Source organism: Aeromonas sp. PI_26 (genome assembly GCF_027854445.1).
Lineage (GTDB): Bacteria > Pseudomonadota > Gammaproteobacteria > Enterobacterales > Aeromonadaceae > Aeromonas > Aeromonas veronii.
In genome coordinates, this window is the sequence record NZ_JAJNOE010000001.1 from 520,185 (window position 1) to 542,790 (window position 22,606).

The window sequence follows — 22,606 nt, forward strand, 5'->3', positions numbered from 1 at the left end:
ATGAAGGCCATTATCCTGATAGTATCCAGCTTGCTCTGCTTTGTCACGGCGCCCGCCGGGGCGGAGGTCTACCAGCGCAATACCGCGCGGCCGGTCAATCAGGTGGTGTTTGGTCAGGTCGAAACGGTGCGCAATATTACCCAGCGCCAGATCCTGGAGTCAGAGCACTCTGGCTGGAAGACGCTGGGTGGTGCCGTGTTGGGCGGCCTGCTGGGCAACCAGTTTGGCGGCGGTCATGGCCGTGAAATCGCCACCGCCGTCGGCGCGCTCGCAGGTGCTGCGGCTGCGCAGCAATACCAGTCCGGGGGAACAGTGGTGGAAAACAAGCTGGTGGAGCTGCTGATCCGCAACGAGCAAAATGCCCTTATCAACGTGATCCAGGATTATGATCCCGCCATGGTTTTTACCAATGGGGACAAGGTGCGCATTCTCTACTTCGATGATGGGGTGCGGGTCGACAAGACTTACTGACTTTCGATAGTCATTGTGATGGGGAGACTGTGGCAGGAAAGGAACCCGCAGACTCTCCTGCTGGAAAGTCTGTCGGGCGGTAATACACGGGACTGATGCCCTGAGGATTCAGATAGCTGTCTCTTGAGAGACTATCTTGTCGCGACCGGTGTTCTTTGCCTGATAGAGCAGCCGATCCGCTACGCTCAGCGCCTCGTCCATGGATATCCGCCCGACGCTGATCACGCCGTAACTGGCGCGAACAAAGAGCGGGGTTTCCGGTGACAAGGGTTGCTGGCGCAGCTGCTGACGCAGCCCTTCAAGACGCTTGATCAACACGGGGACGGTACAGTGAGGCACCATCATGGCAAACTCCTCTCCGCCAAATCGGGCGATCATGGCATCGGGGAAGAACTGGGTCAGTAGCCGGGTCAGATGGCAGAGCAGTTGATCGCCGATGGCATGGCCCCAGTGATCGTTGACCTGCTTGAAGTGATCCACATCGAGCACACAGAGTGCCAGAGGCGTCTGCTGGCGCTGATGCTCTTCAAACCATTTTTGCCCTTCGTTGAACCAGTAACGTCGGTTGTAGAGACCGGTCAGGTAGTCGCGATTGGCTGACTCCTGAATGCTGTTGAACTGCTCGAGGGCTTCCAGATTGTGGCTGACCCGACACTGCAGCTCTTCCGGCTCGAACGGCTGGTTGAGAAAGTCGTTGGCGCCCTGCTTGAGATAGCGAGCAGAGAGACCGCGCTTGTCCGAGACCGAGATCCCGATAATCGCGAGCTGCTGCTTGCTGTATCGCTCTCTCAGCATCCGCACCAGACTGATGCCATCGATATCCGGCATATAGTAGTCGACCAGTGCCAGCCGGATGTCCGGGTGTTGCTCCAGCATCGCCATCGCTTCACGGGCATGACTGGCCTCATGCACCTGCAACAACTGCTTGCGCAACTGGGCCATGGTGCGGTGACGGGAGGTGCGTGAGTCGTCGACCACCAGCACTTCGATGGACTGGTTGAGATAGAGGCGGTGCACCAGACTGACGGCATATTGCAGCGAGTGGCGCGAATCCTTCATCACATAGTCCAGCACGCCGGTTTCCAGCCAGGCGGCACGTTTATCCTCGCTGATGTCGGCAGTGAGGATCACCACCGGCAAACCTCGAGCCAGCAGCTCGTTGACCGCTTCGCCACGGGGCGCATCCGGCAAGGTCAGGTCCACCAGCGCGACCACATACTCCTCGCCCCGACAGTGACGAGCGCCTTCGAGGGTATCGAAGGCGTCAATCTCGAGGCCTGTCTGCTGGGCAATGGCCTGAGTCAGCATACGGCGGATGGTCAGGCTATCTTCGACAATCAATATCTTCTGTTTCATTAGACTCCTTTAAATAAAAAAGGCATACCGACTGGTATGCCTTATATCACATCTGCGCTTGTTTATTGCGCGTCGAGGTAGCGTTCGGCATCGAGAGCTGCCATGCAGCCGGTACCGGCAGAGGTGATCGCCTGACGGTAGTTGTGGTCGGCCACATCGCCGGCAGCGAAGACACCTTCAATGCTGGTCTGGGTGGCAAAACCGTCGAGGCCGCCACGTACCTTCAGATAGCCGTTTTGCATCTCCAGCTGGCCATCGAAGATCTGGGTATTGGGCTGGTGGCCGATGGCGATGAAGACGCCCATCAGCGGCAGCTCGCTGGTGCTGTTGTCCTGAGTGTTGCGCAGGCGCACACCGGTGACTCCCATCTGGTTACCCAGCACTTCGTCCAGGGTCTGGTGGGTGTGCAGCACGATGTTGCCGCTCGCAACCTTGTCGTGCAGACGCTTGATCAGGATCTTCTCGGCACGGAATTCGTCGCGGCGGTGGATCAGGTGCACTTTCTTGGCGATGTTGGCCAGATACAAGGCCTCTTCCACAGCGGTGTTGCCGCCGCCGATCACCGCCACTTCCTGATTGCGGTAGAAGAAACCGTCACAGGTGGCACAGGCAGAGACGCCGCGCCCCTTGAAGGCCTCTTCGGAGGGCAGACCCAGATACTTGGCGGAGGCACCGGTCGCGATGATCAGGGCATCGCAGGTGTATTCGCCGTTGTCGCCCTTGAGACGGAACGGGCGTTGAGTCAGTTCGACACTGTTGATGTGATCAAACAGGATGCGGGTATCGAACTTCTCTGCATGCTCTTTCATGCGCTCCATCAGGGCAGGGCCGGTCAGCCCTTCCGGATCACCTGGCCAGTTTTCCACTTCGGTGGTGGTGGTCAGCTGACCCCCTTGCTGCATGCCGGTGATGAGCAGGGGATTGAGGTTGGCACGGGCGGCGTAGACGGCCGCGGTGTAACCGGCCGGGCCTGACCCTAAGATCAGCAATTTGCTGTGAGTGACTTGGCTCATGATGTCATTTCCGGGATGTGATGAGTTTGCGCGATTGTAGGTAATTCGTGATCCGGGGTCAAAGGCTGGTGAGTCGATTGCACTAATCGTGTTCACAAGGGGTGACATGCAAAATAAAGGAATAAAAAAACCGCCCATCGCGGGCGGATTTTCACTCATCTCCAACTGGCGCAGGCCAGCGCAGATCAGTTCAGCAGGGTCAGGGGATCCGTGTAGGCAAGGCCATGTGCCACGGCCACTTCCTTGCAAGTGAGCTTGCCCTCCATCACGTTGAGCCCGTGCAACAGGTTGGGGTCGCTCAGCAGTGCCTGACGATACCCTTGCTGGGCCAGCTTGATAATAAAGGGGAGGGTGGCATTGTTGAGCGCCACGGTCGAGGTGCGGGCCACCGCCCCTGGCATGTTGGCGACACAGTAGTGCACCACCTCATCGACAATATAGGTCGGATCCTGGTGGGTGGTGGCGTGGGAGGTTTCCACACAGCCGCCCTGATCGATGGCCACATCGACGATAGCAGAACCCGGCTTCATGCGCGCAATGTGGTCACGGCGGACAAGTTTTGGCGCAGTGGCACCCGGTACCAGCACGCCGCCGATGACCAGATCGGCCGCCAGCAGATGGCGCTCCAGCGTCTCGCTGTTGGAGTAGACCACCTTGGCTGCTCCCTGGAACTCGTTATCAAGACGGCGCAAGGTATCGACGTTGTTGTCGAGGATGGTCACGTCCGCGCGCAGGCCAATGGCCATGCGGGCTGCATTGGAGCCGACCACGCCGCCGCCGATGATCACCACCTTGGCCGGTTCGACACCGGGTACGCCGCCGAGCAGCACACCGCTACCACCGCGCGATTTTTCCAGCGCTTGGGCACCCGCCTGAATAGACATGCGTCCGGCCACTTCCGACATGGGGGCCAGCAGGGGCAGGCCGCCACGGCCGTCGGTGACGGTTTCATAGGCGATACAGATGGCGCCGCTTTTCAGCAGGGCTTCGGTCTGGGGCAAGTCTGGCGCCAGATGCAGATAGGTGAACAGGGTCTGACCCGGACGCAGCATGGCACATTCGACAGGCTGAGGTTCCTTGACCTTGACGATCATCTCGGCTTTGGCGAAAACCTCTGCAGCAGAGGCCAAAATTTCGGCTCCAACAGCGATATAATCTGCATCGCTGAAGCCAATGCCGTTTCCGGCACCGCTTTGGACGAAAACAGTATGGTTTCGTGCTGTCAGTTCACGTACACTGGCCGGAACCATGCCTACGCGGTATTCATGGTTTTTTATCTCTTTAGGTACACCGATAATCATGCTATCCCTCGTCTATAGATTGGTGTTTCATGTTGCCAAAATGTTAACCAACATTTGCGCCTAGTATATTCAGGTATTGACAGGATTTGTGACCATAATTATAAAATGACTGGTGATTCTTACCAAAAAATAGCCAAAGGATGGAATAAAATGATGGAAGCTAAGAGTCGGCTAAAGGATTTGGACAGGATTGACCGCAACATTCTTAATGAACTGCAAAAGGATGGCAGGATTTCGAATGTTGAGTTGTCCAAGCGAGTTGGCCTGAGTCCTACACCGTGTCTGGAACGGGTTCGTCGCCTCGAGCGACAAGGTTATATCGAAGGATATGCCGCTATTCTGAACCCTCATTATCTGGACGCATCTCTGCTGGTGTTTGTAGAGATAACCCTCAATCGCGGGGCGCCTGATGTGTTTGAACAGTTCAACAAGGCTGTTCAGGTGCTCGAAGAGATCCAGGAGTGTCATCTGGTTTCCGGTGACTTCGACTATCTGCTCAAGACCCGAGTCAGCGACATGTCGGCTTACCGCCGTCTGTTGGGGGAAACCCTGCTGCGTCTGCCCGGTGTCAATGACACCCGCACCTACGTGGTGATGGAAGAGGTCAAGCAGAGCAGTCGTCTGGTGATCAGCACCCGATAAAGCAGGTTATGCCGTGGTATCTTTTCCATATGAGACACCATGACAGTCAGAAACGAGCGGCCGGTCCGCTCGTTTCTTCTTGTAAAGATAATTGCAAATATGGCCCCGTCTCATCAGGCTCTGGCTGACAATCGATGGGCTTTTCGGGGATACTAGGCCCCCTTATTTCCTGCATTACATGTTTTCAGAAAGGAGCCGGAGTTTGGCCGATAAAAAGCTGTTTACTCCTTTATCAGGTACACAACGGATCTTCGAAGCCGTCTTGATCGCCATCACCCTGATGGCTGCTTATCTTCTGCTTGCCCTGTTGTCCTATCATCCCGCTGATCCCGGCTGGTCCCAGACCTCTTGGCAAGGGGAGGTGAAGAACCTCGCCGGTAGTGCCGGTGCCTGGCTCGCCGATATCACCATGTTTACCTTTGGGGCCTTCTCCTATCTGGTGCCGCCGCTGGTGGTGCTGCTGGGCTGGAGTCTGTTCTGGCGCCCGAGCCGTCTGCTCGATGTGGATTACCTCACCCTGGGGGTGCGGATCATCGGCTTTATCCTGACCGTGCTCGGCATGTCGGCCATTGCCAGCATGAACTTCAACGATATGCAAAACTTCTCCGCCGGTGGTCTGGTGGGGGATGTGATTGCTTCTGCAGTGGTGCCGCTGTTTGGCGGCGTCGGGGCCAACCTGATGCTGCTCTGCTTCGTGGCAACCGGCATCACCCTGTTTACCGGCTGGTCCTGGCTCACGATCGTCGAGCAGATCGGCGCGGCCTGTACCGGTTCGGTCAGCGCTGTTTACCACTTTCCGACCACCCTCGGCCGCTGGCTGACCGGTGGCTGGCGTCAACCCCGCAACGAGGGGCCGGATCCCTTGCTGGAAGGCGGGGTAGGGGCCATCGCGTTTGATGACGAGGAAGATGAGCCGCACACCAGCTGGACTCGCAAGCCCAAGGCCAAGAACCAGAAGGCTGCCGCCGAAGAGTGGCTGCCGGAACTCGACGACGATACCTTCGAGTTCGATCCCCAGTTTGATGATGAGGATGACGAGCCGGCTCCGGCTGCCAAGCCGAAACGTGCGGTGGCGGCTGCCAATGGGCGCCGTCAGCCGGTACTGGCTGTGGCCGATGATGATGACGATCTGGATCTGCCGTGGGCCGAAGGGGACGACGAGGTCGCCGCGCCGGTAGCTGTCGCTCCGACCAAGCCCAAGCGTCGTCCGCAGTCAACAATGCCGCCGTTGCCGAGTATCGAACTGCTCGACCGTCCACCGGCCAAGACCCAGATGATGAGCAAGGATGAGCTGGATCGCATGGGCCGTCTGGTGGAGGCCAAGCTTGCCGACTACAACGTGCAGGCCAAGGTAGTCGGTGTCTATCCGGGCCCGGTCATTACCCGTTTCGAGCTGGATCTGGCGCCGGGCATGAAGGCGAGCAAGATCACCAACTTGTCGCGCGATCTGGCCCGCTCCTTGTCTGCCAGCAGCGTGCGGGTGGTGGAAGTGATCCCGGGTAAAACCTATGTCGGTATCGAGCTGCCCAACCGGGTGCGTCAGACCGTTTACCTGCGCGAAACCCTTGACTGCGATGCCTTCCGCGATAGCCGCAACCCGCTCACCATGGGCCTGGGTCAGGACATCGCCGGCGAGCCGGTGGTGGTGAACCTGGCCAAGATGCCGCACCTGCTGGTGGCCGGTACCACAGGTTCCGGTAAGTCGGTGGGGGTCAACACCATGATCATCTCGATGCTCTACAAGTCCTCCCCCGATGACCTGCGCTTTATCATGATCGACCCCAAGATGCTGGAACTCTCGGTCTACGAAGGGATCCCGCATCTGCTGACCGAGGTGGTGACCGACATGAAGGACGCCGCCAACGCCCTGCGCTGGTGTGTGGGCGAGATGGAACGCCGTTACAAGCTGATGTCGGCAGTCGGGGTGCGCAACCTCAAGGGCTACAACGACAAGGTGCTGGCCGCCATCGAGGAGGGGGAACCCCTGCTGGATCCGTTGTGGCGCCCGGGTGACTCCATGGATCAGATGCCGCCGGAGCTGGAGAAGCTGCCCCACATCGTGGTGGTGGTGGACGAATTTGCCGACATGATGATGATCGTCGGCAAGAAGGTGGAAGAGCTGATCGCCCGTATCGCCCAGAAGGCGCGGGCCGCCGGTATTCACCTTATTTTGGCAACCCAGCGTCCGTCGGTGGATGTCATCACCGGTCTTATCAAGGCCAACATCCCGACCCGTATTTCGTTCCAGGTGTCGAGCAAGATCGACTCGCGCACCATCATCGATCAGGGCGGCGCCGAATCTCTGCTCGGCATGGGCGACATGCTCTACATGCCGGCCGGTACCTCCAACCCGACCCGGGTACACGGTGCGTTTGTCGATGACCACGAAGTGCACAAGGTGGTGGCAGACTGGAAACTGCGCGGCGAGCCGAACTACATCGAGGAGATCCTCTCCGGTGAGTCGGGTGGCGAAGGTGGCAGCGGCGAATATGGCGGTGGTGGCGATGAAGAGCTGGACCCCCTGTTCGACGAAGCGGTCGCTTTTGTGGTGGAGTCCCGCCGTGGCTCGACCTCCAGCGTCCAGCGCAAGTTCAAGATTGGTTACAACCGGGCAGCCCGTCTCATCGAGCAGATGGAGAATCAGGGCATCGTCAGTTCACCGGGTGGCAATGGTCAGCGCGACGTGCTGGCACCGCCGCCGGTGCGGGACTAAGCCTCACCGTTTCATACTATCCCTGGCCATGCCCTCCGCGGGCGTGGCCTTTTATCGAGAGCGTCTTTATGAAGAGCGTGATGAAAAAACAACTGTTGATGGGTACCGTGCTGCTGATGGCCAGCAGCCAGGTGTGGGCCGATGCGGCCAGCGATCTCAAACAGAAGCTGGCGGGGGTGAGCCTCTTCTCCGCCAAATTTGCCCAGACCGTCTATGACAGCAGGGGCAAGGAGCTGCAAAAGGCCAGCGGCGACCTGCTGGTGCAGCGGCCAAACCGTTTCAACTGGCACACCACTTCGCCGGACGAGAGCCTGATCGTGGCAGATGGTCAGGATGTCTGGGTCTATGATCCCTTCGTCGAGCAGGTCACAGCCCTCAAGCTGAAAGATGCGGTGCTCAACACCCCCTTTATTCTGATCGCTGGCAATGACGACAAGTTCTGGAAGAACTATGACGTGACCCAGCAGGGAGATGTCTATACCGTCACCAGCCGCAATAAGGATGAGCTGATCGCCTCCTTCCGTGTCACCTTCGACAGACAAGACAACATCAGTCGTTTCGATGTGAAAGAGGCGCAAGGGCAGTGGAGTGAATTCACCCTGAGCAGCTTCAACCGCAAGCCGGTGCTCAAGGGCAACGAATTTGTTTTCAAGATCCCGAAGGGGGTCGAGCTGGACGACCAGCGCTAATGAGCAAGCGGTCGTTGGATTGCTCGCCACTGCGCCAGTCAAAGGCGAGTGGCGTGACGTTGGGTGGTCAATACAGATGAGCAACTTGTCGCTGGATTTCTCATCGGACTTTCGTCCGCTGGCGGCCCGGATGCGGCCGCAAAACCTCGACCAGTATATCGGTCAGCAACATATCCTGGGGGCTGACAAGCCCCTGCGCAAAGCCATTCTGGCGGGTCACTGCCACTCGATGATCCTGTGGGGGCCGCCCGGTACCGGCAAGACCACGCTGGCGGAGCTGATGGCTCACTACTGTCAGGCGGAAGTGGAGCGACTCTCTGCGGTCACCTCCGGTATCAAGGAGATCCGCGCCGCTATCGACAAGGCGAAGGAGAACAGCTGGCGCGGAGTGCGCACCATCCTGTTTGTGGATGAGGTGCACCGCTTCAACAAGAGCCAGCAGGATGTGTTCCTGCCCCACATCGAGGATGGCACCATCACCTTTATCGGTGCCACTACCGAAAACCCCTCGTTCGAACTCAACAACGCACTGCTCTCACGAGCCCGGGTCTATCTGCTCAAGCGACTGGAGGAGAGCGATATTCTCGCCATGCTCGATCAGGCGATGACCGATCCCCGTGGTCTCAATGATCCGGCACTCACCTTCGCCCCCGGTGTCAAAGAGGCGCTGGCCAAGGCGGTGGATGGGGACGGGCGCAAATCCCTCAACTATCTGGAGCTGTTGGCCGACATGGCCGAAACCGACAGCACAGGGGGGCGGGTGATCGACAGTGCCCTGCTCGCCGCCGTGGTGGGGGAGCACGTGGCCCGCTTCGACAAGGGGGGCGATCACTTCTACGACCTCATCTCGGCGGTGCACAAATCCATTCGCGGCTCGGCGCCGGATGCGGCGCTCTATTGGTACGCCCGCATGGTGAGCGCCGGTTGCGATCCCCTCTATATAGCCCGCCGCTTGCTGGCGATTGCCTCGGAAGATGTGGGCAATGCCGATCCGCGCGCCATGCAGGTCGCCCTGTCGGCTTGGGATTGTTTCCATCGGATCGGGCCGGCGGAAGGGGAGCGGGCCATCGCCCAGGCGATCGTCTATCTCGCCTGCGCCCCGAAAAGCAATGCGGTCTATACCGCCTGGAAGGCGGCGCTTCATGATGCAAAAAACCTCCCTGACTTCGAGGTGCCGGTACACCTGCGCAATGCGCCGACCAAGCTGATGAGCGATCTGGGCTATGGCGCCGAGTATCGCTATGCCCATGACGAGCCGGGCGCCTATGCCGCTGGCGAGCAGTATTTTCCGCCCGAGCTGGCGGGCAAGCAGTACTACCAGCCCACCGATCGCGGCCTTGAAAAGCAGATTGGCCAGAAGCTCGATTACCTCCATGAACTGGACAGGCAAAGTCCGCAGCAACGGGGCAAATAGCCCTTTTGTTACCTCGCATGGCTGAAAATTGGTCAGACGTTTGAATATGCAGGACGGTTTGCGTGCCAAAGTCGGTAAAAACGACACAAATAGTCCCTGTTCGGGCGGGGGGGCGGTCTGCTACACTGCCCGTCTGACCCCGCTTGTCTTGGCCTTGCGCCATCTTCTTGATCTCGAAGGCCTGATTGTTGAGGCCCGATTCTGAAGACGATTGGGGTGCGCCAACCGATGTTAACTTCCGGATCTGTTTCCCAGCCCGTCATGACGACTCAGGCCCAGATCCCATTTTAAAAAAGTAGGTAAACCATGCTGGATCCCAAATATCTGCGCAGCGATATCGAAGAGGCTGCCGCTCGTCTGGCGACACGTGGCTACGTTCTGGACGTAGCGGCTGTCAACGCTCTGGAAGAGAAACGCAAGGATCTGCAGTCCCGTACCCAGGAGCTGCAGGCCGAGCGCAACGCCCGCTCCAAATCCATCGGTGAAGCTGCCCGTCGTGGTGAAGATGTTGCCCCGCTCAAGGCCGAAGTGACCAAAATCAACGACGAGCTGGAAACCAGCAAGGTCGAGCTGGATGCCCTGCTGGCCCAGCTGAAAGCCATTGCCGACGCCATCCCCAACCTGCCGAGCGAGACCACGCCGGTGGGTCGTGACGAGAACGACAACGTGGAAGTGCGTCGCTGGGGTACCCCGCGCGAGTTCAGCTTCCCGGTACGCGATCACATCGACTTGGGCGAAGCGGCCAAGGGCGTTGACTTCAAAAACGGCGTCAAACTCTCCGGTACCCGTTTCGTGGTGATGAAGGGTCAGATTGCCCGTCTGCACCGTGCCCTGGCTCAGTTCATGCTGGATCTGCACACCCAGCAACACGGTTACACCGAGTGCTACGTGCCCTATCTGGTGAACCCGGACAGCCTCTATGGCACCGGCCAGTTGCCGAAATTTGCCCAGGACCTGTTCAATACCGGTATCGAAGGTGAAGGGGAAGAAGAGGGCAAGGTGCGCAAGTTCTCTCTGATCCCGACCTCCGAAGTGCCGCTCACCAACATGGCCCGTGACGAGATCTTTGACGCGCAAGAGCTGCCGATCAAGATGACCGCTCACAGCCCCTGCTTCCGCTCCGAAGCCGGTTCCTACGGTCGTGATACCCGTGGCCTCATCCGTATGCACCAGTTCGACAAGGTTGAAATGGTTCAGCTGGTTCACCCGGAGAAATCCTGGGATGCGCTGGAGGAGATGGTGGGTCACGCCGAGAAGGTGCTGCAACTGCTGGAGCTGCCATATCGCGTGATGGCGCTCTCTACCGGTGACATGGGCTTCTGCGCTTCCAAGACCTACGATCTGGAAGTGTGGCTGCCGGCCCAGAACACTTACCGCGAGATCTCCTCTGTCTCCAACTGCACCGACTTCCAGGCGCGCCGCATGCAAGCTCGCGTGCGCATCGACGGCAAGCCGCAACTGCTGCACACCCTGAACGGTTCCGGTCTGGCGGTGGGTCGTACCCTGGTTGCCGTGATGGAGAACTACCAGCAGGAAGATGGCCGCATCGCCATCCCGGCTGCGCTGCAATCCTACATGGGTGGCCTGACCCACATCGGGTAAGTTCACGCCGCAGACCACAACGCCATGGCATTGCCATGGCGTTGTGCATTCTGGCGCCGATCAACCGTTTTAGTGCTGAAAAAATGCGGCTTTTCGGCGTCGCTTTGAACAGTTAACACATTTTTATCAAGCAATGCGCAATCGTTTTTGTTAGACTGCGCCGCAATTTCGCAGGACATCTTTTTCTATGGTCTGGATTGATTACGCCATCATCGGCATCGTCGGTTTCTCTGCTCTCATCAGCCTGGTGCGCGGCTTCGTCAAGGAGGCCATGTCTCTTGTCACCTGGTTCGTCGCCTTCTTTATTTCCAGCCATTTCTATCCCGATCTCGCCGTCTATTTCACCTCCTTCTCCGACGCGCTGGTTCGCAACGGTCTGGCCATCGCGGCGCTGTTTGTGGCGACCCTGATCCTCGGCAGTGTGGTCAACTATGTGGTGGGCCTGTTGGTGGACAAGACGGGTCTCTCCGGTACCGATCGGGTGCTGGGGGTCTGCTTCGGTGCAATTCGCGGGGTGCTGATCGTCAGTGCCCTGCTTTTTTTCATGGATACCTTCACCAGCCTCTCCCAGAGCGACTGGTGGGTGGCGTCCAAGCTGGTGCCGGAGTTCAAGCCGGTGATCCAGTGGTTTTTCGGGTTCATGTTGAACTCATCCAGTTTTCTTAAACAGGTATAGTGACTTCGAGGTAGCAAAGACATGTGTGGTATTGTCGGTATAGTTGGCACCACCCCCGTCAATCAGGCCCTCTACGACGCCTTGACGGTGTTGCAGCACAGGGGACAGGATGCCGCCGGGATCGTGACCATTGATAGTGGAAACTTCCGGCAACGCAAGGCCAATGGCCTGGTGAAGGACGTGTTTGAAGTGCGCCACATGCAGCGTTTGCAAGGGAACATCGGCATAGGTCATGTCAGATATCCCACCGCAGGTAGCTCAAGTGCCGCTGAAGCCCAACCTTTTTATGTGAACTCGCCCTACGGCATGGTGCTGGCCCATAACGGCAACCTCACCAATGCCAAGGAGCTCAAGGAGCAGCAGTTCAAGGTCGCCCGCCGTCACATCAACACCACCTCCGACTCGGAAGTGCTGCTGAACGTGCTGGCCCACGAACTGGATCGCTGTGACAAGATGGCCCTGCGCCCCGAAGATATCTTCGCCGCGGTGCGCAGAACCCATCAGCAGATCCGCGGTGCATATGCGGTGGTCTCGCTGGTGATTGGCCATGGTCTCATCGGTTTTCGTGATCCCAACGGCATTCGCCCACTGATCCTCGGTCGTCGTCAGGACGAGCAGGGCCAGGTGGAGTACATGCTCGCCTCAGAGAGCGTGGCGCTCGACGCCATTGGTTTCGAGACGGTGCGGGATATTGCGCCGGGTGAAGCCATCTACATCACCGAGCAGGGCCAGCTCTTCTCCGAGCAGTGTGCGGAGAACCCGCAGATGAGCTCCTGCATCTTCGAATATGTCTACTTCGCCCGTCCCGATTCGTGCATCGACAAGGTCTCGGTCTACGCCGCCCGCCTCAACATGGGTCGCAAGCTGGGTCAGAAGATTGCCCGCGAGTGGGAAGATCTCGACGTCGATGTGGTTATCCCCATCCCCGAGACCTCCTGTGACGTGGCGCTGGAGATCGCCCACACCCTCGACCTGCCATACCGTCAGGGCTTCGTGAAGAACCGCTACATCGGCCGTACCTTCATCATGCCGGGCCAGACCCAGCGCAAGAAGTCGGTGCGCCGCAAACTCAACGCCATCAGCTCCGAATTCAAGGGCAAGAAGGTGTTGCTGGTGGACGATTCCATCGTGCGTGGTACCACGTCCGAGCAGATCATCCAGATGGCCCGTGAAGCGGGGGCAGCCAAGGTCTACTTCGCCTCGGCAGCGCCGGAAATTCGCTTCCCCAACGTCTACGGCATCGACATGCCTACCGCCAACGAGCTGATCGCCCACGGCCGCGAAGTGGAAGAGGTGTGCAAGCTGATTGGTGCTGACGGTCTGATTTTCCAGGATCTGGAAGATCTGGAAGCCGCCGTACGGGAGATCAACCCGGATCTGCGTCACTTTGAGACCTCGGTGTTCAATGGCCACTACGTCACCTCCGACGTGGATCAGACCTATCTGGATCACCTCAACGCCCTGCGCAACGATGACACCAAAGCGGTGCGTGAATGGCAGGAAGGCACCAGCAATCTGGAAATTTTTAACGAAGGTAGTTAAACGTTTGCGGTTTTGCCGGATGGGATAGCGAAATGGGGGCCAGTAGCCCCCATTGTCGTTTTTGTCTTGCACCGGCAGAAGGTGGAGGGGGTATCTGTTTGAAAAACATCCGTTTATCTTGCCGGATATGGGCATGGCCAGCGGGATCCGCTAGCATAGGCGGCAACATATATGATCTATACGCTTTTAAGAGACGAGAGTTCAGATGGATGATCTGCTAGCCCCAGTGCGCCAGTTTTTGCAGTGCGAGACCCCGGATGAGTGGGTGGAGATGGCGCGAGATCCGGCCCGTTTGCCGACTCTGCTCATCGATCACGCCAACTGCGAGACCAAGGCCGCACTCACTGCCCACAGTCTGGTGCGCCGCTACTGCCTGCCCAAGGGCAAGCGCCATCTGCTGCCCAAGCTGGAGTTCTATCGCGAGCTGGATGCCATCCCGGAGAAGGCCGAGATCCTGGGCAAACGCAGCATGGGGGAGTCTGATCGCACCGTCTTTGCCGAGCTGGAGCGCAATCCACTGCTGTTTCCCATGGTGCGACTCATTCAGGAGGAGCTGCACCACTTCGAGCAGGTGCTGGAGATCATGCAGGCCCGCGGCATCGAATACGGGCCGGTGACGGCCTCCCGCTATGCCCGCCAGTTGATGCAGCATGTGCGCACCCATGAGCCGGCCACCATAGTCGACAAGATGATCATCGGCGCCTATATCGAGGCCCGCTCCTGCGAGCGCTTTGCCAAGCTGGCCCCCCATCTGGACGAGGAGTTGAGCCGCTTCTATGTCTCTTTGCTGCGCTCCGAAGCACGCCACTATCAGGATTACCTGAGCCTGGCCGAACAGTACGCAGGGGAGGATATCAGCGAGCGGGTGGCCTTCTTTGGCAAGCTGGAAGCCGAGCTAATCTGCTCGCCGGATCCGCAGTTCCGGTTTCATAGCGGCCTGCCTGTCACATCTGACAGTTGTTGACGCACAGGGGGCAAACTACTATTGCCCTGTTCCTACTACGAGCGACAAGTAGTTACTTTTGAGCGCAATTCCCGGCCCTGAGCCGGGATCTTTTTTTCTGCCGTACCTCCTTTCTGCATTTGGCGCTCTATGCTGAATCCCTGGCTATTTTTGCGTCTTCCCCTTGCGATGAAATCCTGTTCGATCAGCCGGTTATTGTGGTGATAAAGTGCTCATTCAGGTGGCTCACCCTTGTAGAAACGGGCGAAACCGTGTACTTTTTTGCCTTCGCAAGATTTGAATAACCAATCAATAGGAGCGTGTATGCGCATTGTTCTGTTGGGGGCTCCGGGCGCCGGCAAAGGTACCCAGGCTCAGTTCATCATGGAAAAACACGGTATTCCCCAGATCTCCACCGGCGACATGCTGCGTGCGGCGATCAAAGCGGGCACCGAGCTCGGTCTGAAAGCCAAAGCTGTGATGGACGCAGGTCAGCTGGTCTCTGACGACATCATCATCGGTCTGGTCAAAGAGCGCATCGCTCAGCCGGACTGCGCCAAAGGCTTCCTGTTGGACGGTTTCCCGCGCACCATTCCCCAGGCGCAAGCCATGAAGGACGCCGGTGTCGTGGTTGATTTCGTGCTGGAGTTCGATGTGCCGGACGAAGAGATCGTCAAGCGCATGAGCGGCCGTCGCGTTCACTCCGGCTCCGGCCGTACCTACCACGTGGTGTTCAACCCGCCGAAAGTGGAAGGCAAGGATGACGTGACCGGTGAAGATCTGGTGATCCGCGCCGACGACGAAGAGACCACAGTACGCAAGCGTCTGGATGTATATCATCAGCAGACCGCGCCGCTGATCGGTTTCTACGGCAAAGAGGCGGAAGCGGGCCACACCCGTTACGTCAAGATCGACGGCACCCAGCCGGTTGATCTGGTCAGCAAGCAGCTTGCCACCATTCTGGGCTGATCTTTGCTGCCGGCACTGTTTCCCGTGCCATCAGATAAATAAAGAGAAGGGCCCTGTCGGGCCCTTTTTGCATAATGACAGATAGACAGGAAGCCAACGTGACCACGAAAACCGGAATATTGCTGGTCAATCTGGGTACCCCAGCCGCACCGACCACCGCTGCCGTCAAAGCGTTCCTCAGCCAGTTCCTGCACGATCCCCGTGTGGTGGACCTGCCCCGTTACCTCTGGTGCCCGCTGCTCCACTTCATCATCTTGCCGACGCGCTCGCCCAAAGTGGCCAAGCTCTATCAGCAGGTGTGGACCGAGCAGGGCTCGCCGCTGATGGCGATAAGCAAGCAGCAGCGTGCTGCACTGGAGCAGGAGCTCAAGCGGGAGGGGGTCGATGTGCCGGTGGAGCTGGCGATGACCTATGGTTCCCCGTCAGTGAATGATGGCTGGCAGGCGCTCAAAGCCAAAGGGGTCAACCGGGTGATCCTGTTGCCGCTCTATCCGCAATATTCGGTCAGTACCACCGCCTCGGTCTTTGATGCCTGGGGCAAGGCAATGAAGAAAGAGCGCAATCTGCCGGTGGTACGGCTCATTCGTGATTATCACGCCCATCCCGAATATATACAGGCGCTGGCCATGAGTGTGCGCCGTCACTGGGAGCAGCACGGTCAGGGTGATCACCTGCTGATGTCGTTCCACGGTATTCCCGAGCGCTACGAGAACGAAGGGGACCCCTATGGTCACCAGTGTTGCCATACCGCCAGCTTGCTGGCCGAGGCGCTCGGGCTGGAGGCTGGGCAGTGGACGGCCAGTTTCCAGTCCCGCTTTGGCAAGGAGGAGTGGCTCAAGCCCTACACCGACGTGACCATCGCCGGTATGCCTGCAGCGGGCATCAAGCGGCTCGATGTAATTTGCCCCGCCTTTGCCGCCGACTGCCTCGAAACCCTCGAGGAAATTCAGGTACAAAATCGGGAGATCTTCATGGAGGCCGGTGGCGAGCGGTTTGAATATATTCCGGCCCTCAACAGCGATCAGGCCCACATCAGGATGATGGTCTCGCTCATCTGCCGCGAATTGGCATGAGTGACCGGCAGTCAGTCAAACAAGGAGTCGAGTCATGGTACATATCACGCTGATATACGCAGGCCTGCTGGGGCTGCTGTTTCTGGGGCTCTCCTTCTGGGTGGTCAGACGCCGTGCCCAGTTCGGGGTGATGATAGGGCAGGGGGAAGCCCCCGAGCTGCTGGCGGCGATCCGGGCCCACGGCAATTTTGCCGAGTATGTGCCGCTGACCCTGCTGCTGATGGCGCTGTGCGAGCTATCCGGTGCCGGTGCGCTCTGGCTGCATGCCGGTGGCGCCATGCTGTTGGTCGGCCGCATCCTGCATGCCATCGGCATCCAGATCCCCAAAGCCCCCAATGTGCCCCGTTTTTTGGGCACCTTGCTGTTCTGGCTCGCCCTCGGCCTCTTTTCGGTACTGGCCCTGTTGCAGGGCATGGCGGCCGCCTGAAAACAGGCGCTTTTTTATGCTAGGGAACCACGCCGGATGGTGTGGTTTTTTTATGGTGAAAAGGCAAACGTTTTTCCTTGCAAGCCTTGTCTATACTGACTCCATTATTTAAACAGGGCGACTTTTCGGGGCGGCGGATTGTGTTAAAATCCCGCCCCTCTTTCCCCCAGAGCACAGAACATTGCCATGAAATTTCCCGGTCAGCGCAAGTCCAAACACTACTTCCCTGTCGACAGACGCGATCCCCTGGTTCCGCAAAATCCCCTGTTAACCGAGCTGGGCAAAGCCTACGTGGTCGGGATTGATCAGACCCTGGTTGATATCGAAGCCCATGTGGATGAAGACTTTCTGACCCGTTATGGTCTGAGCAAGGGGCACTCCGTCGTTATCAATGACGATGTAGCCGAACGGATTTATGACGAGCTCAAGGCCAACAACATGGTAGTGAGCGAGTTTGCCGGTGGTACCATTGGCAACACAGTACACAACTACTCGGTACTGGCCGACTCCCACTCCATCCTGCTGGGTGTGATGAGTCAGGACATTCGCATCGGCTGCTACGCCTACCGTTATCTGTGCAACACCTCTTCCCGCGTCAATCTGGACTATCTGCAGCCGGTTGATGGCCCAATCGGCCGTTGTTTCACCTTCATCACCGAGTGCGGCGAGCGCAGCTTCGGCATCAACGCCGGCAAGATGAACCAGCTGGATGTGCAGCACATTCCGGAGGATGTGATCAAAGGGGCGTCTGCCCTGGTGATCACTGCCTATCTGGTGCGCGGTGATGATGGTGATCCGATGAAAGAGGCGGCGATGACCGCAGTGCGTTATGCCCGCGAGGCCGGTATTCCCGTGGTGCTGACCCTGGGCACCCGTTTCGTCATCGACGAAAACCCCCAGTGGTGGCGCGACTTCATTGCCGAGAACGTGACTGTTCTGGCGATGAACGAAGACGAAGGTGAAGCCCTGACCGGTATCGCTGATCCGCTCGGTGCGGCCGACAAGGCGCTCGACTGGGCCGACATGGTGCTCTGTACTGCTGGCCCCATCGGCCTCTACATGGCGAGCTACACCGATGAGGACTACAAGCGCGAGACCACTCATACCCTGCTGCCGGGCGTTATCCCCGAGTTCAATATGTATGAGTTCAGCCGCCCGATGGCCCGTGCCAAGTGCCGCAAACCGGCCCGCATCTACTCCCACATCTCCCCGTACATGGGTGGCCCGGAGAAGATCAAAAACACCAACGGGGCAGGGGATGGCGCCCTTTCCGCCGTGCTGCACGACATGGTGGCCAACTCCTATCACCGGATGAATGTGCCCAACTCCGCCAAGCACATCTCCGAGTTCCTGACCTACTCCTCACTGGCCCAGGTGTGCAAATACGCCAACCGCGTCAGCTACGAGGTGTTGGCCCAGAGCAGCCCACGTCTCTCCCGCGGTTTGCCTGAGAAAGAGGACAGCCTGGAAGAGGTTTACTGGGAGCGTTGATCTCCTGAATCTGCAAGACGCCTCCATCGGGAGGCGTTTTTGCAGGCAAATGGGGGTTATCCCGGCTTTTTTCCCGGAATAACCCCAATATGCTTGAGTCCATGTCACTTTTACGACACCATTTGGCCATCGTATTGTCGCCCGACAATGCCGCAGCACCCGAAAGAAAGAGAGAATCCCATGAGCATGCTTAACGACAACCTTGACGCCAATTTCCAACTGTTTATCGAACAAGTCCGCGAGTCGGGTCAGGTGTGGGGTCTGCGCTATGGGGAAGACTGGGTCGTCTGCCGCTCCGCCGAATTTGAAGATGCCGACGTGATGCCGCTCTGGTCTGCCGAAGAGGACGCCCGTCTGCACTGTGTCGACGAGTGGGCCGATTACGAGCCGGAAGTGATCGATCTGGAAGAGTTTCTCGATATCTGGATCAACGATCTGGATGAAGACGATGTACTGGTCGGCCCGAACTGGAACGCCGATCTGGAAGGCCAGGAGCTCGAGCCCATCGAGCTGGCCAAGGCACTGGTTGAACTGGACGCCTGAAAGCGCCTCCATTGATGGCCTGAACGCACAGGCCATCGGGACAAAGACCGGCATCCGTGAGGGTGCCGGTCTTTTTTATGGTCGAATGGCCCGATTGATGAGTTAAAAGCCGATTTGCCTTTGCACCTGTCAGGGGGATGGTCCATCATCAACCTTTTGCCAAGGGAGGAGCGCCATGTTTGTATTCGACGTAACGGGAGCTGCGGGTGAGAAAGCCAGCATTCGGGTGCAGGCGCTGGATTGGGCGCAAGCCGGACCAGTGACCTTCCAGTGCGATGACGATCAGCTGGCGGTCGTGCTTCTGAGCGGTTGTCGTTGCGACGCGGTGGGCTTTTTCAACCTGTTGGCGGGGTGCAAACCGCTCTATATCGAGCAGTGGCTCAGCTATCTGCAAGAGAGCGGTCGCATTGGCAAGTGGAGTCACCAGACCGAGAGTCCCGCCGATGGGGACTATCTGGCCAGAGCCGGTCTGGAGCACGATGAGCTCAATACCCTGCTTGGCCAGGTCTATCAGGTGGCGGGGTTCAATCGCCTGCAAATCAACCGTTACCTCAAGAACCGCCACAACCCCACCACGCTGGCGACCCGGTACGATCAGAAAGAGCTGGAGCGTTACCGCCAGCTCAATGACATCATTCTGACCCTTTTGAAGCTGAAGCATCCTCAGTAAAGAGCCCCAGCTGGCTGATATCCGGTCGCAGCGGTTGCGGCCGGGCGATCAGATAGCCCTGCAAACCATCCACGTACATCCCCTGCAGCAGCTGTTTCTGGCCAAGCTGTTCCACCCCCTCTGCAATCACCTGACACCCCATCCGATGGGATACATCGACGATCATCCGCACGAACTGCTGGTTGGTCTGATCCTGCTCCAGCCCGGTGATCAGGGCTGGGTCCAGCTTGATGTAGTCGGGCTTGAGCTCGCGAAACAGGGTAAAGGAGCCGATCCCCTTGCCGAAATTGGCGATGGCCGAGCGGCTGCCGTTGCGGCGCAGCAGTTCAAACACCCGCTTGGCGCCGGTCAGGTTGCGTTCCAGATGCTCTTCATCCAGTTCGAACACCAGATTGGCGCTGGTATTGGGATCTTTGAGCAGCTGGCGGTCAAGCCAGATCAGGAAGGCGCTGTTTTGCAGCAGGTTGGGGGAGAGGTTGATCCCCCAGCGACTCTGGTTGGCACCAAAGGCCCGGTACTGGCGCATGATGTGGGTAATGACCAGTTGCTCTAGCCGCATCACCATATCGAGCCGCTGGGCCATGGCAAACAGGGTGTCGGTGGGCAGGGCGGTGCCGTCATTGCCGCTGAAGCGGGTGTAGATCTCGTTGTAAGCCAGCATGCTGCGGTGCAGGGGCTGGATCGGCTGGTAGGTAAAGCTGAGTCGCTCCTGCGCCAGCACTTCAGTCAGCACGTCGCGCCAGTGGTGTTGACCCTGCAGATCGGAGGCGCTGTCATCCTGCTGGATGGCCCAGCCGTTGATGGTTTCGGTCTGGGCGCGAGCCAGCGCCAGATCCGCTCTGGCCAGCACGGCTTCAATTTTCTGGCCGCTGCTGAGCTTGGTCAGCCCCGAGTAACCGGTGCTCTCCAGCTCGTGCTGATCCTGATAGTGATCGAAGGCCACCTTCAAATCCTGCCCCAGCAGATGGGGAGGAATATTGGCCACCGGTTGCACCAGCACGGCGAAATCAGCCCCCGAAATGCGGTAGACCTGATTGCCCGGGAAGCGGCTTACCACCCGTTTGATGAGGGCGGCCATGTCCTTGATGTAGGCATCGCCAGACTGGAAGCCGCGCTGGGCGTTGATCTTGCCAAGCTCGGTGGCGCGGATCAGCACCAGGGTCGCGGTCTGGGTGTCCTGATCCCGCTGCAGCAACTCGGTCATGTCGCGGCGAAACGCGTGGCGGTTGAGTAGCTGAGTCAGCTCGTCGGTGGTAGCCAGGTTGCTGAGCTCGGTCAGCTGGCGATGGGCGCTCTGCTCGGCACTTTCGAACTGCTCCAGCAGTTGTTGAAGCACCTCCTGGGAGGCGGGCTCATCGAGTTGTGAGGGATCCCGCCCCCTGATCGCCTTGACCCAGGTGAGCTCCTGATGCTGGAGCATGCCATCCATGGTGCGGATGGCCAGCATCAACAGCAGGATCATGCCAAGCAGTGTGGTGGCCAGAATAATGGCCAAAGTAAGCGGTGTGCTCTGCAGGGCTAACCAAACTGCTTGCAGGAGCAGCAGGGGTATGGTCACTATGGTGGCGATCAGAAAGAGGGTACGTCCGAGCTTGTGAACCATCTTGTCATCCTTGAAGTGGCTGCTTTGTGGGGGAATTTTAACCAAGCTGGCGGAGCAAAGCATGCTATTCCTCGCAACTCGGTGAAAAGGGTCAATTGAGATCGGTTAAATGTGAGTGAAACCACTTTCACAGGTGCCGAAACAGGCGAAGATGAGTTGAAAATAGATCAAACAAGGCAGAGGTAAATCATGTTGTTAGAGCCCGAAAATAGTGCCAAAGCACGACAATTATTGAACCAGAGTATGGCACTGGTGCTGGCGGGTGGACGTGGTAGTCGCCTGAAGCAGTTGACTGACAACCGCGCCAAGCCTGCCGTCCATTTCGGTGGCAAATTCCGGATCATTGATTTTGTGCTCTCCAACTGTATCAACTCGGGGATCCGCCGCGTTGGTGTAGTCACCCAATACAAATCTCACAGCCTGCTGCGTCATCTGCAATCGGGCTGGTCCTTCCTGCGTTACCAGATGAACGAATTCATCGACCTGCTCCCTGCCCAGCAACGGGTGGACGAGGTGCACTGGTATCGCGGCACCGCCGATGCCATCTATCAGAACGTCGATATCATCCGTGACTACGGCCCCAAATACCTGGTGGTGCTGGCGGGGGATCACATCTACAAGATGGATTACGCTGCCATGCTGCTCGACCATGTGCGCCTTGGCGCCAAGGTGACGGTGGCTTGTATCGAGGTGCCGCGGGCCGAGGCATCCGCCTTCGGGATCATGGATATCGACGAGCAGCGCAAGATCCGCGCCTTCGTCGAAAAACCGGCCAATCCGCCCGCCATGCCGGGTTGCGAAGATCGCTCGCTGGCCTCCATGGGGATCTATATCTTCGAGGCGGAGTACCTCTACCAACTGCTGGAGGAGGATATTCACAATCAGGACTCCAAACACGACTTCGGGATGGATGTGATCCCCCGCATCGTGGAGGAGGGGATGGCATTTGCTCACCCCTTCAACATGTCCTGTGTCGGGGCGCGCGAGGGGCAAAAGCCCTACTGGCGTGACGTGGGTACGCTGGACTCCTTCTGGGAAGCGAACATGGATCTCGCCTCCGTGCTGCCCGAGCTCGACATCTACGATCAGAACTGGCCTATCTGGACCAGCCAGACCCTGACGCCACCGGCCAAGTTTGTGCAGGATCGCAATGGCCAGCACGGCATGACCATCAACTCCATGTTCTCGGGCGGTACCATCGTCAGCGGGTCGTTCGTGCTCAACTCGGTGCTCTTTACCAATGTGCGGGTGCACTCCTTCTGCACCCTGGATCAGGCCATCATCTTCCCCGGGGTCGAGATTGGCGCCGGTTGCCGTCTGCGCCGGGTGGTGGTGGACAAGGGATGTGTGCTGCCCGATGGGCTGGTGGTGGGCGAGAATGCCGATGAGGATAGCCGCCGCTTCTACCGCTCCGAGCAGGGGATTGTGCTGGTGACCAAGGAGATGCTGGACAAGCTGGTTTGAGGAA

The 22,606-nt window shown here is 58.5% G+C and carries 21 protein-coding genes; 16 read left to right on the forward strand and 5 right to left on the reverse strand.

The window, feature by feature from the left end:
* Nucleotides 1–471, forward strand: coding sequence for a glycine zipper 2TM domain-containing protein (locus LRL22_RS02340; protein ID WP_058059142.1), 471 nt, complete (start codon nt 1–3; stop codon nt 469–471).
* Nucleotides 472–579: 108 nt separating this feature from the next.
* Here LRL22_RS02340 and LRL22_RS02345 read toward each other — a convergent pair whose 3' ends face one another.
* The 3 genes from LRL22_RS02345 to ald all read right to left on the reverse strand — a co-directional run bounded on the left by LRL22_RS02345 (nt 580) and on the right by ald (nt 4,141).
* A complete protein-coding gene (locus LRL22_RS02345; protein WP_005351207.1) occupies nt 580–1,827 on the reverse strand; it encodes a diguanylate cyclase in 1,248 nt (415 codons plus the stop codon).
* A gap of 62 nt (nt 1,828–1,889) precedes the next feature.
* Entirely contained in the window at nt 1,890–2,840 is a 951-nt protein-coding gene (trxB, locus tag LRL22_RS02350) for a thioredoxin-disulfide reductase (protein ID WP_158110050.1), read from the reverse strand.
* A gap of 185 nt (nt 2,841–3,025) precedes the next feature.
* Entirely contained in the window at nt 3,026–4,141 is a 1,116-nt protein-coding gene (ald, locus tag LRL22_RS02355; protein ID WP_005337098.1) for an alanine dehydrogenase, read from the reverse strand.
* A 150-nt stretch (nt 4,142–4,291) separates the two neighbouring features.
* Between ald and lrp the strand changes: the two genes are divergently transcribed.
* The 5 genes from lrp to serS all read left to right on the forward strand — a co-directional run bounded on the left by lrp (nt 4,292) and on the right by serS (nt 11,201).
* The gene (gene lrp / locus LRL22_RS02360) at nt 4,292–4,783 is read left to right on the forward strand and encodes a leucine-responsive transcriptional regulator Lrp (protein ID WP_005300047.1); all 492 of its coding nucleotides are present in this window, start codon (nt 4,292–4,294) and stop codon (nt 4,781–4,783) included.
* Between the two features lie 202 nt (nt 4,784–4,985).
* Complete coding sequence (locus LRL22_RS02365; protein ID WP_120414441.1) at nt 4,986–7,496, forward strand: DNA translocase FtsK; 2,511 nt, start codon at nt 4,986–4,988, stop codon at nt 7,494–7,496.
* Nucleotides 7,497–7,576: 80 nt separating this feature from the next.
* A complete protein-coding gene (gene lolA, locus LRL22_RS02370; RefSeq protein WP_270904617.1) occupies nt 7,577–8,185 on the forward strand; it encodes an outer membrane lipoprotein chaperone LolA in 609 nt (202 codons plus the stop codon).
* A gap of 76 nt (nt 8,186–8,261) precedes the next feature.
* Nucleotides 8,262–9,599 carry a replication-associated recombination protein A gene (locus LRL22_RS02375; RefSeq protein ID WP_100646088.1) on the forward strand — a complete coding sequence of 446 codons (1,338 nt, stop codon included), beginning with the start codon at nt 8,262–8,264 and terminating at the stop codon, nt 9,597–9,599.
* Between the two features lie 306 nt (nt 9,600–9,905).
* A complete protein-coding gene (gene serS / locus LRL22_RS02380) occupies nt 9,906–11,201 on the forward strand; it encodes a serine--tRNA ligase (RefSeq protein ID WP_005337087.1) in 1,296 nt (431 codons plus the stop codon).
* Nucleotides 11,202–11,203: 2 nt separating this feature from the next.
* Here the strand turns inward: serS and LRL22_RS02385 are convergent, their stop codons facing one another.
* Nucleotides 11,204–11,380, reverse strand: coding sequence for a hypothetical protein (locus LRL22_RS02385; RefSeq protein ID WP_155395816.1), 177 nt, complete (start codon nt 11,378–11,380; stop codon nt 11,204–11,206).
* A gap of 8 nt (nt 11,381–11,388) precedes the next feature.
* Between LRL22_RS02385 and LRL22_RS02390 the strand changes: the two genes are divergently transcribed.
* The 9 genes from LRL22_RS02390 (at nt 11,389) to LRL22_RS02430 (ending at nt 19,535) form a co-directional block, all read left to right on the forward strand.
* Nucleotides 11,389–11,877 (forward strand): CvpA family protein, encoded by a 489-nt coding sequence (locus LRL22_RS02390; protein ID WP_270904618.1) that lies wholly within the window; start codon nt 11,389–11,391, stop codon nt 11,875–11,877.
* A gap of 21 nt (nt 11,878–11,898) precedes the next feature.
* On the forward strand, nt 11,899–13,419 hold the full coding sequence (gene purF / locus LRL22_RS02395; protein WP_270904619.1) for an amidophosphoribosyltransferase: 1,521 nt from the start codon (nt 11,899–11,901) through the stop codon (nt 13,417–13,419).
* 205 nt (nt 13,420–13,624) lie between these two features.
* The gene (gene miaE, locus LRL22_RS02400) at nt 13,625–14,383 is read left to right on the forward strand and encodes a tRNA isopentenyl-2-thiomethyl-A-37 hydroxylase MiaE (protein ID WP_005346385.1); all 759 of its coding nucleotides are present in this window, start codon (nt 13,625–13,627) and stop codon (nt 14,381–14,383) included.
* A gap of 303 nt (nt 14,384–14,686) precedes the next feature.
* Entirely contained in the window at nt 14,687–15,331 is a 645-nt protein-coding gene (gene adk, locus LRL22_RS02405; RefSeq protein ID WP_005337083.1) for an adenylate kinase, read from the forward strand.
* Between the two features lie 98 nt (nt 15,332–15,429).
* A complete protein-coding gene (hemH, locus tag LRL22_RS02410; RefSeq protein ID WP_270904620.1) occupies nt 15,430–16,404 on the forward strand; it encodes a ferrochelatase in 975 nt (324 codons plus the stop codon).
* Nucleotides 16,405–16,438: 34 nt separating this feature from the next.
* A complete protein-coding gene (locus LRL22_RS02415) occupies nt 16,439–16,831 on the forward strand; it encodes an MAPEG family protein (protein WP_005346381.1) in 393 nt (130 codons plus the stop codon).
* 186 nt (nt 16,832–17,017) lie between these two features.
* Nucleotides 17,018–18,322: an inosine/guanosine kinase gene (locus LRL22_RS02420; RefSeq protein ID WP_005337079.1), complete on the forward strand. Its 1,305-nt coding sequence runs from the start codon at nt 17,018–17,020 to the stop codon at nt 18,320–18,322.
* 180 nt (nt 18,323–18,502) lie between these two features.
* Nucleotides 18,503–18,865: a DUF2750 domain-containing protein gene (locus LRL22_RS02425; RefSeq protein ID WP_005337077.1), complete on the forward strand. Its 363-nt coding sequence runs from the start codon at nt 18,503–18,505 to the stop codon at nt 18,863–18,865.
* A gap of 175 nt (nt 18,866–19,040) precedes the next feature.
* Nucleotides 19,041–19,535: a hypothetical protein gene (locus LRL22_RS02430; RefSeq protein WP_042055706.1), complete on the forward strand. Its 495-nt coding sequence runs from the start codon at nt 19,041–19,043 to the stop codon at nt 19,533–19,535.
* On the opposite strand, the gene LRL22_RS02435 is transcribed toward LRL22_RS02430, so the two are convergent.
* Nucleotides 19,498–21,138: an EAL domain-containing protein gene (locus LRL22_RS02435; protein WP_031227665.1), complete on the reverse strand. Its 1,641-nt coding sequence runs from the start codon at nt 21,136–21,138 to the stop codon at nt 19,498–19,500. The two genes, LRL22_RS02430 and LRL22_RS02435, sit on opposite strands and share 38 nt — an antisense overlap.
* Nucleotides 21,139–21,327: 189 nt before the next feature.
* On the opposite strand from LRL22_RS02435, the gene glgC reads away from it, so the two are divergent.
* On the forward strand, nt 21,328–22,602 hold the full coding sequence (gene glgC, locus LRL22_RS02440; protein WP_005337070.1) for a glucose-1-phosphate adenylyltransferase: 1,275 nt from the start codon (nt 21,328–21,330) through the stop codon (nt 22,600–22,602).
* The last annotated feature ends 4 nt before the right edge of the window (nt 22,603–22,606 follow it).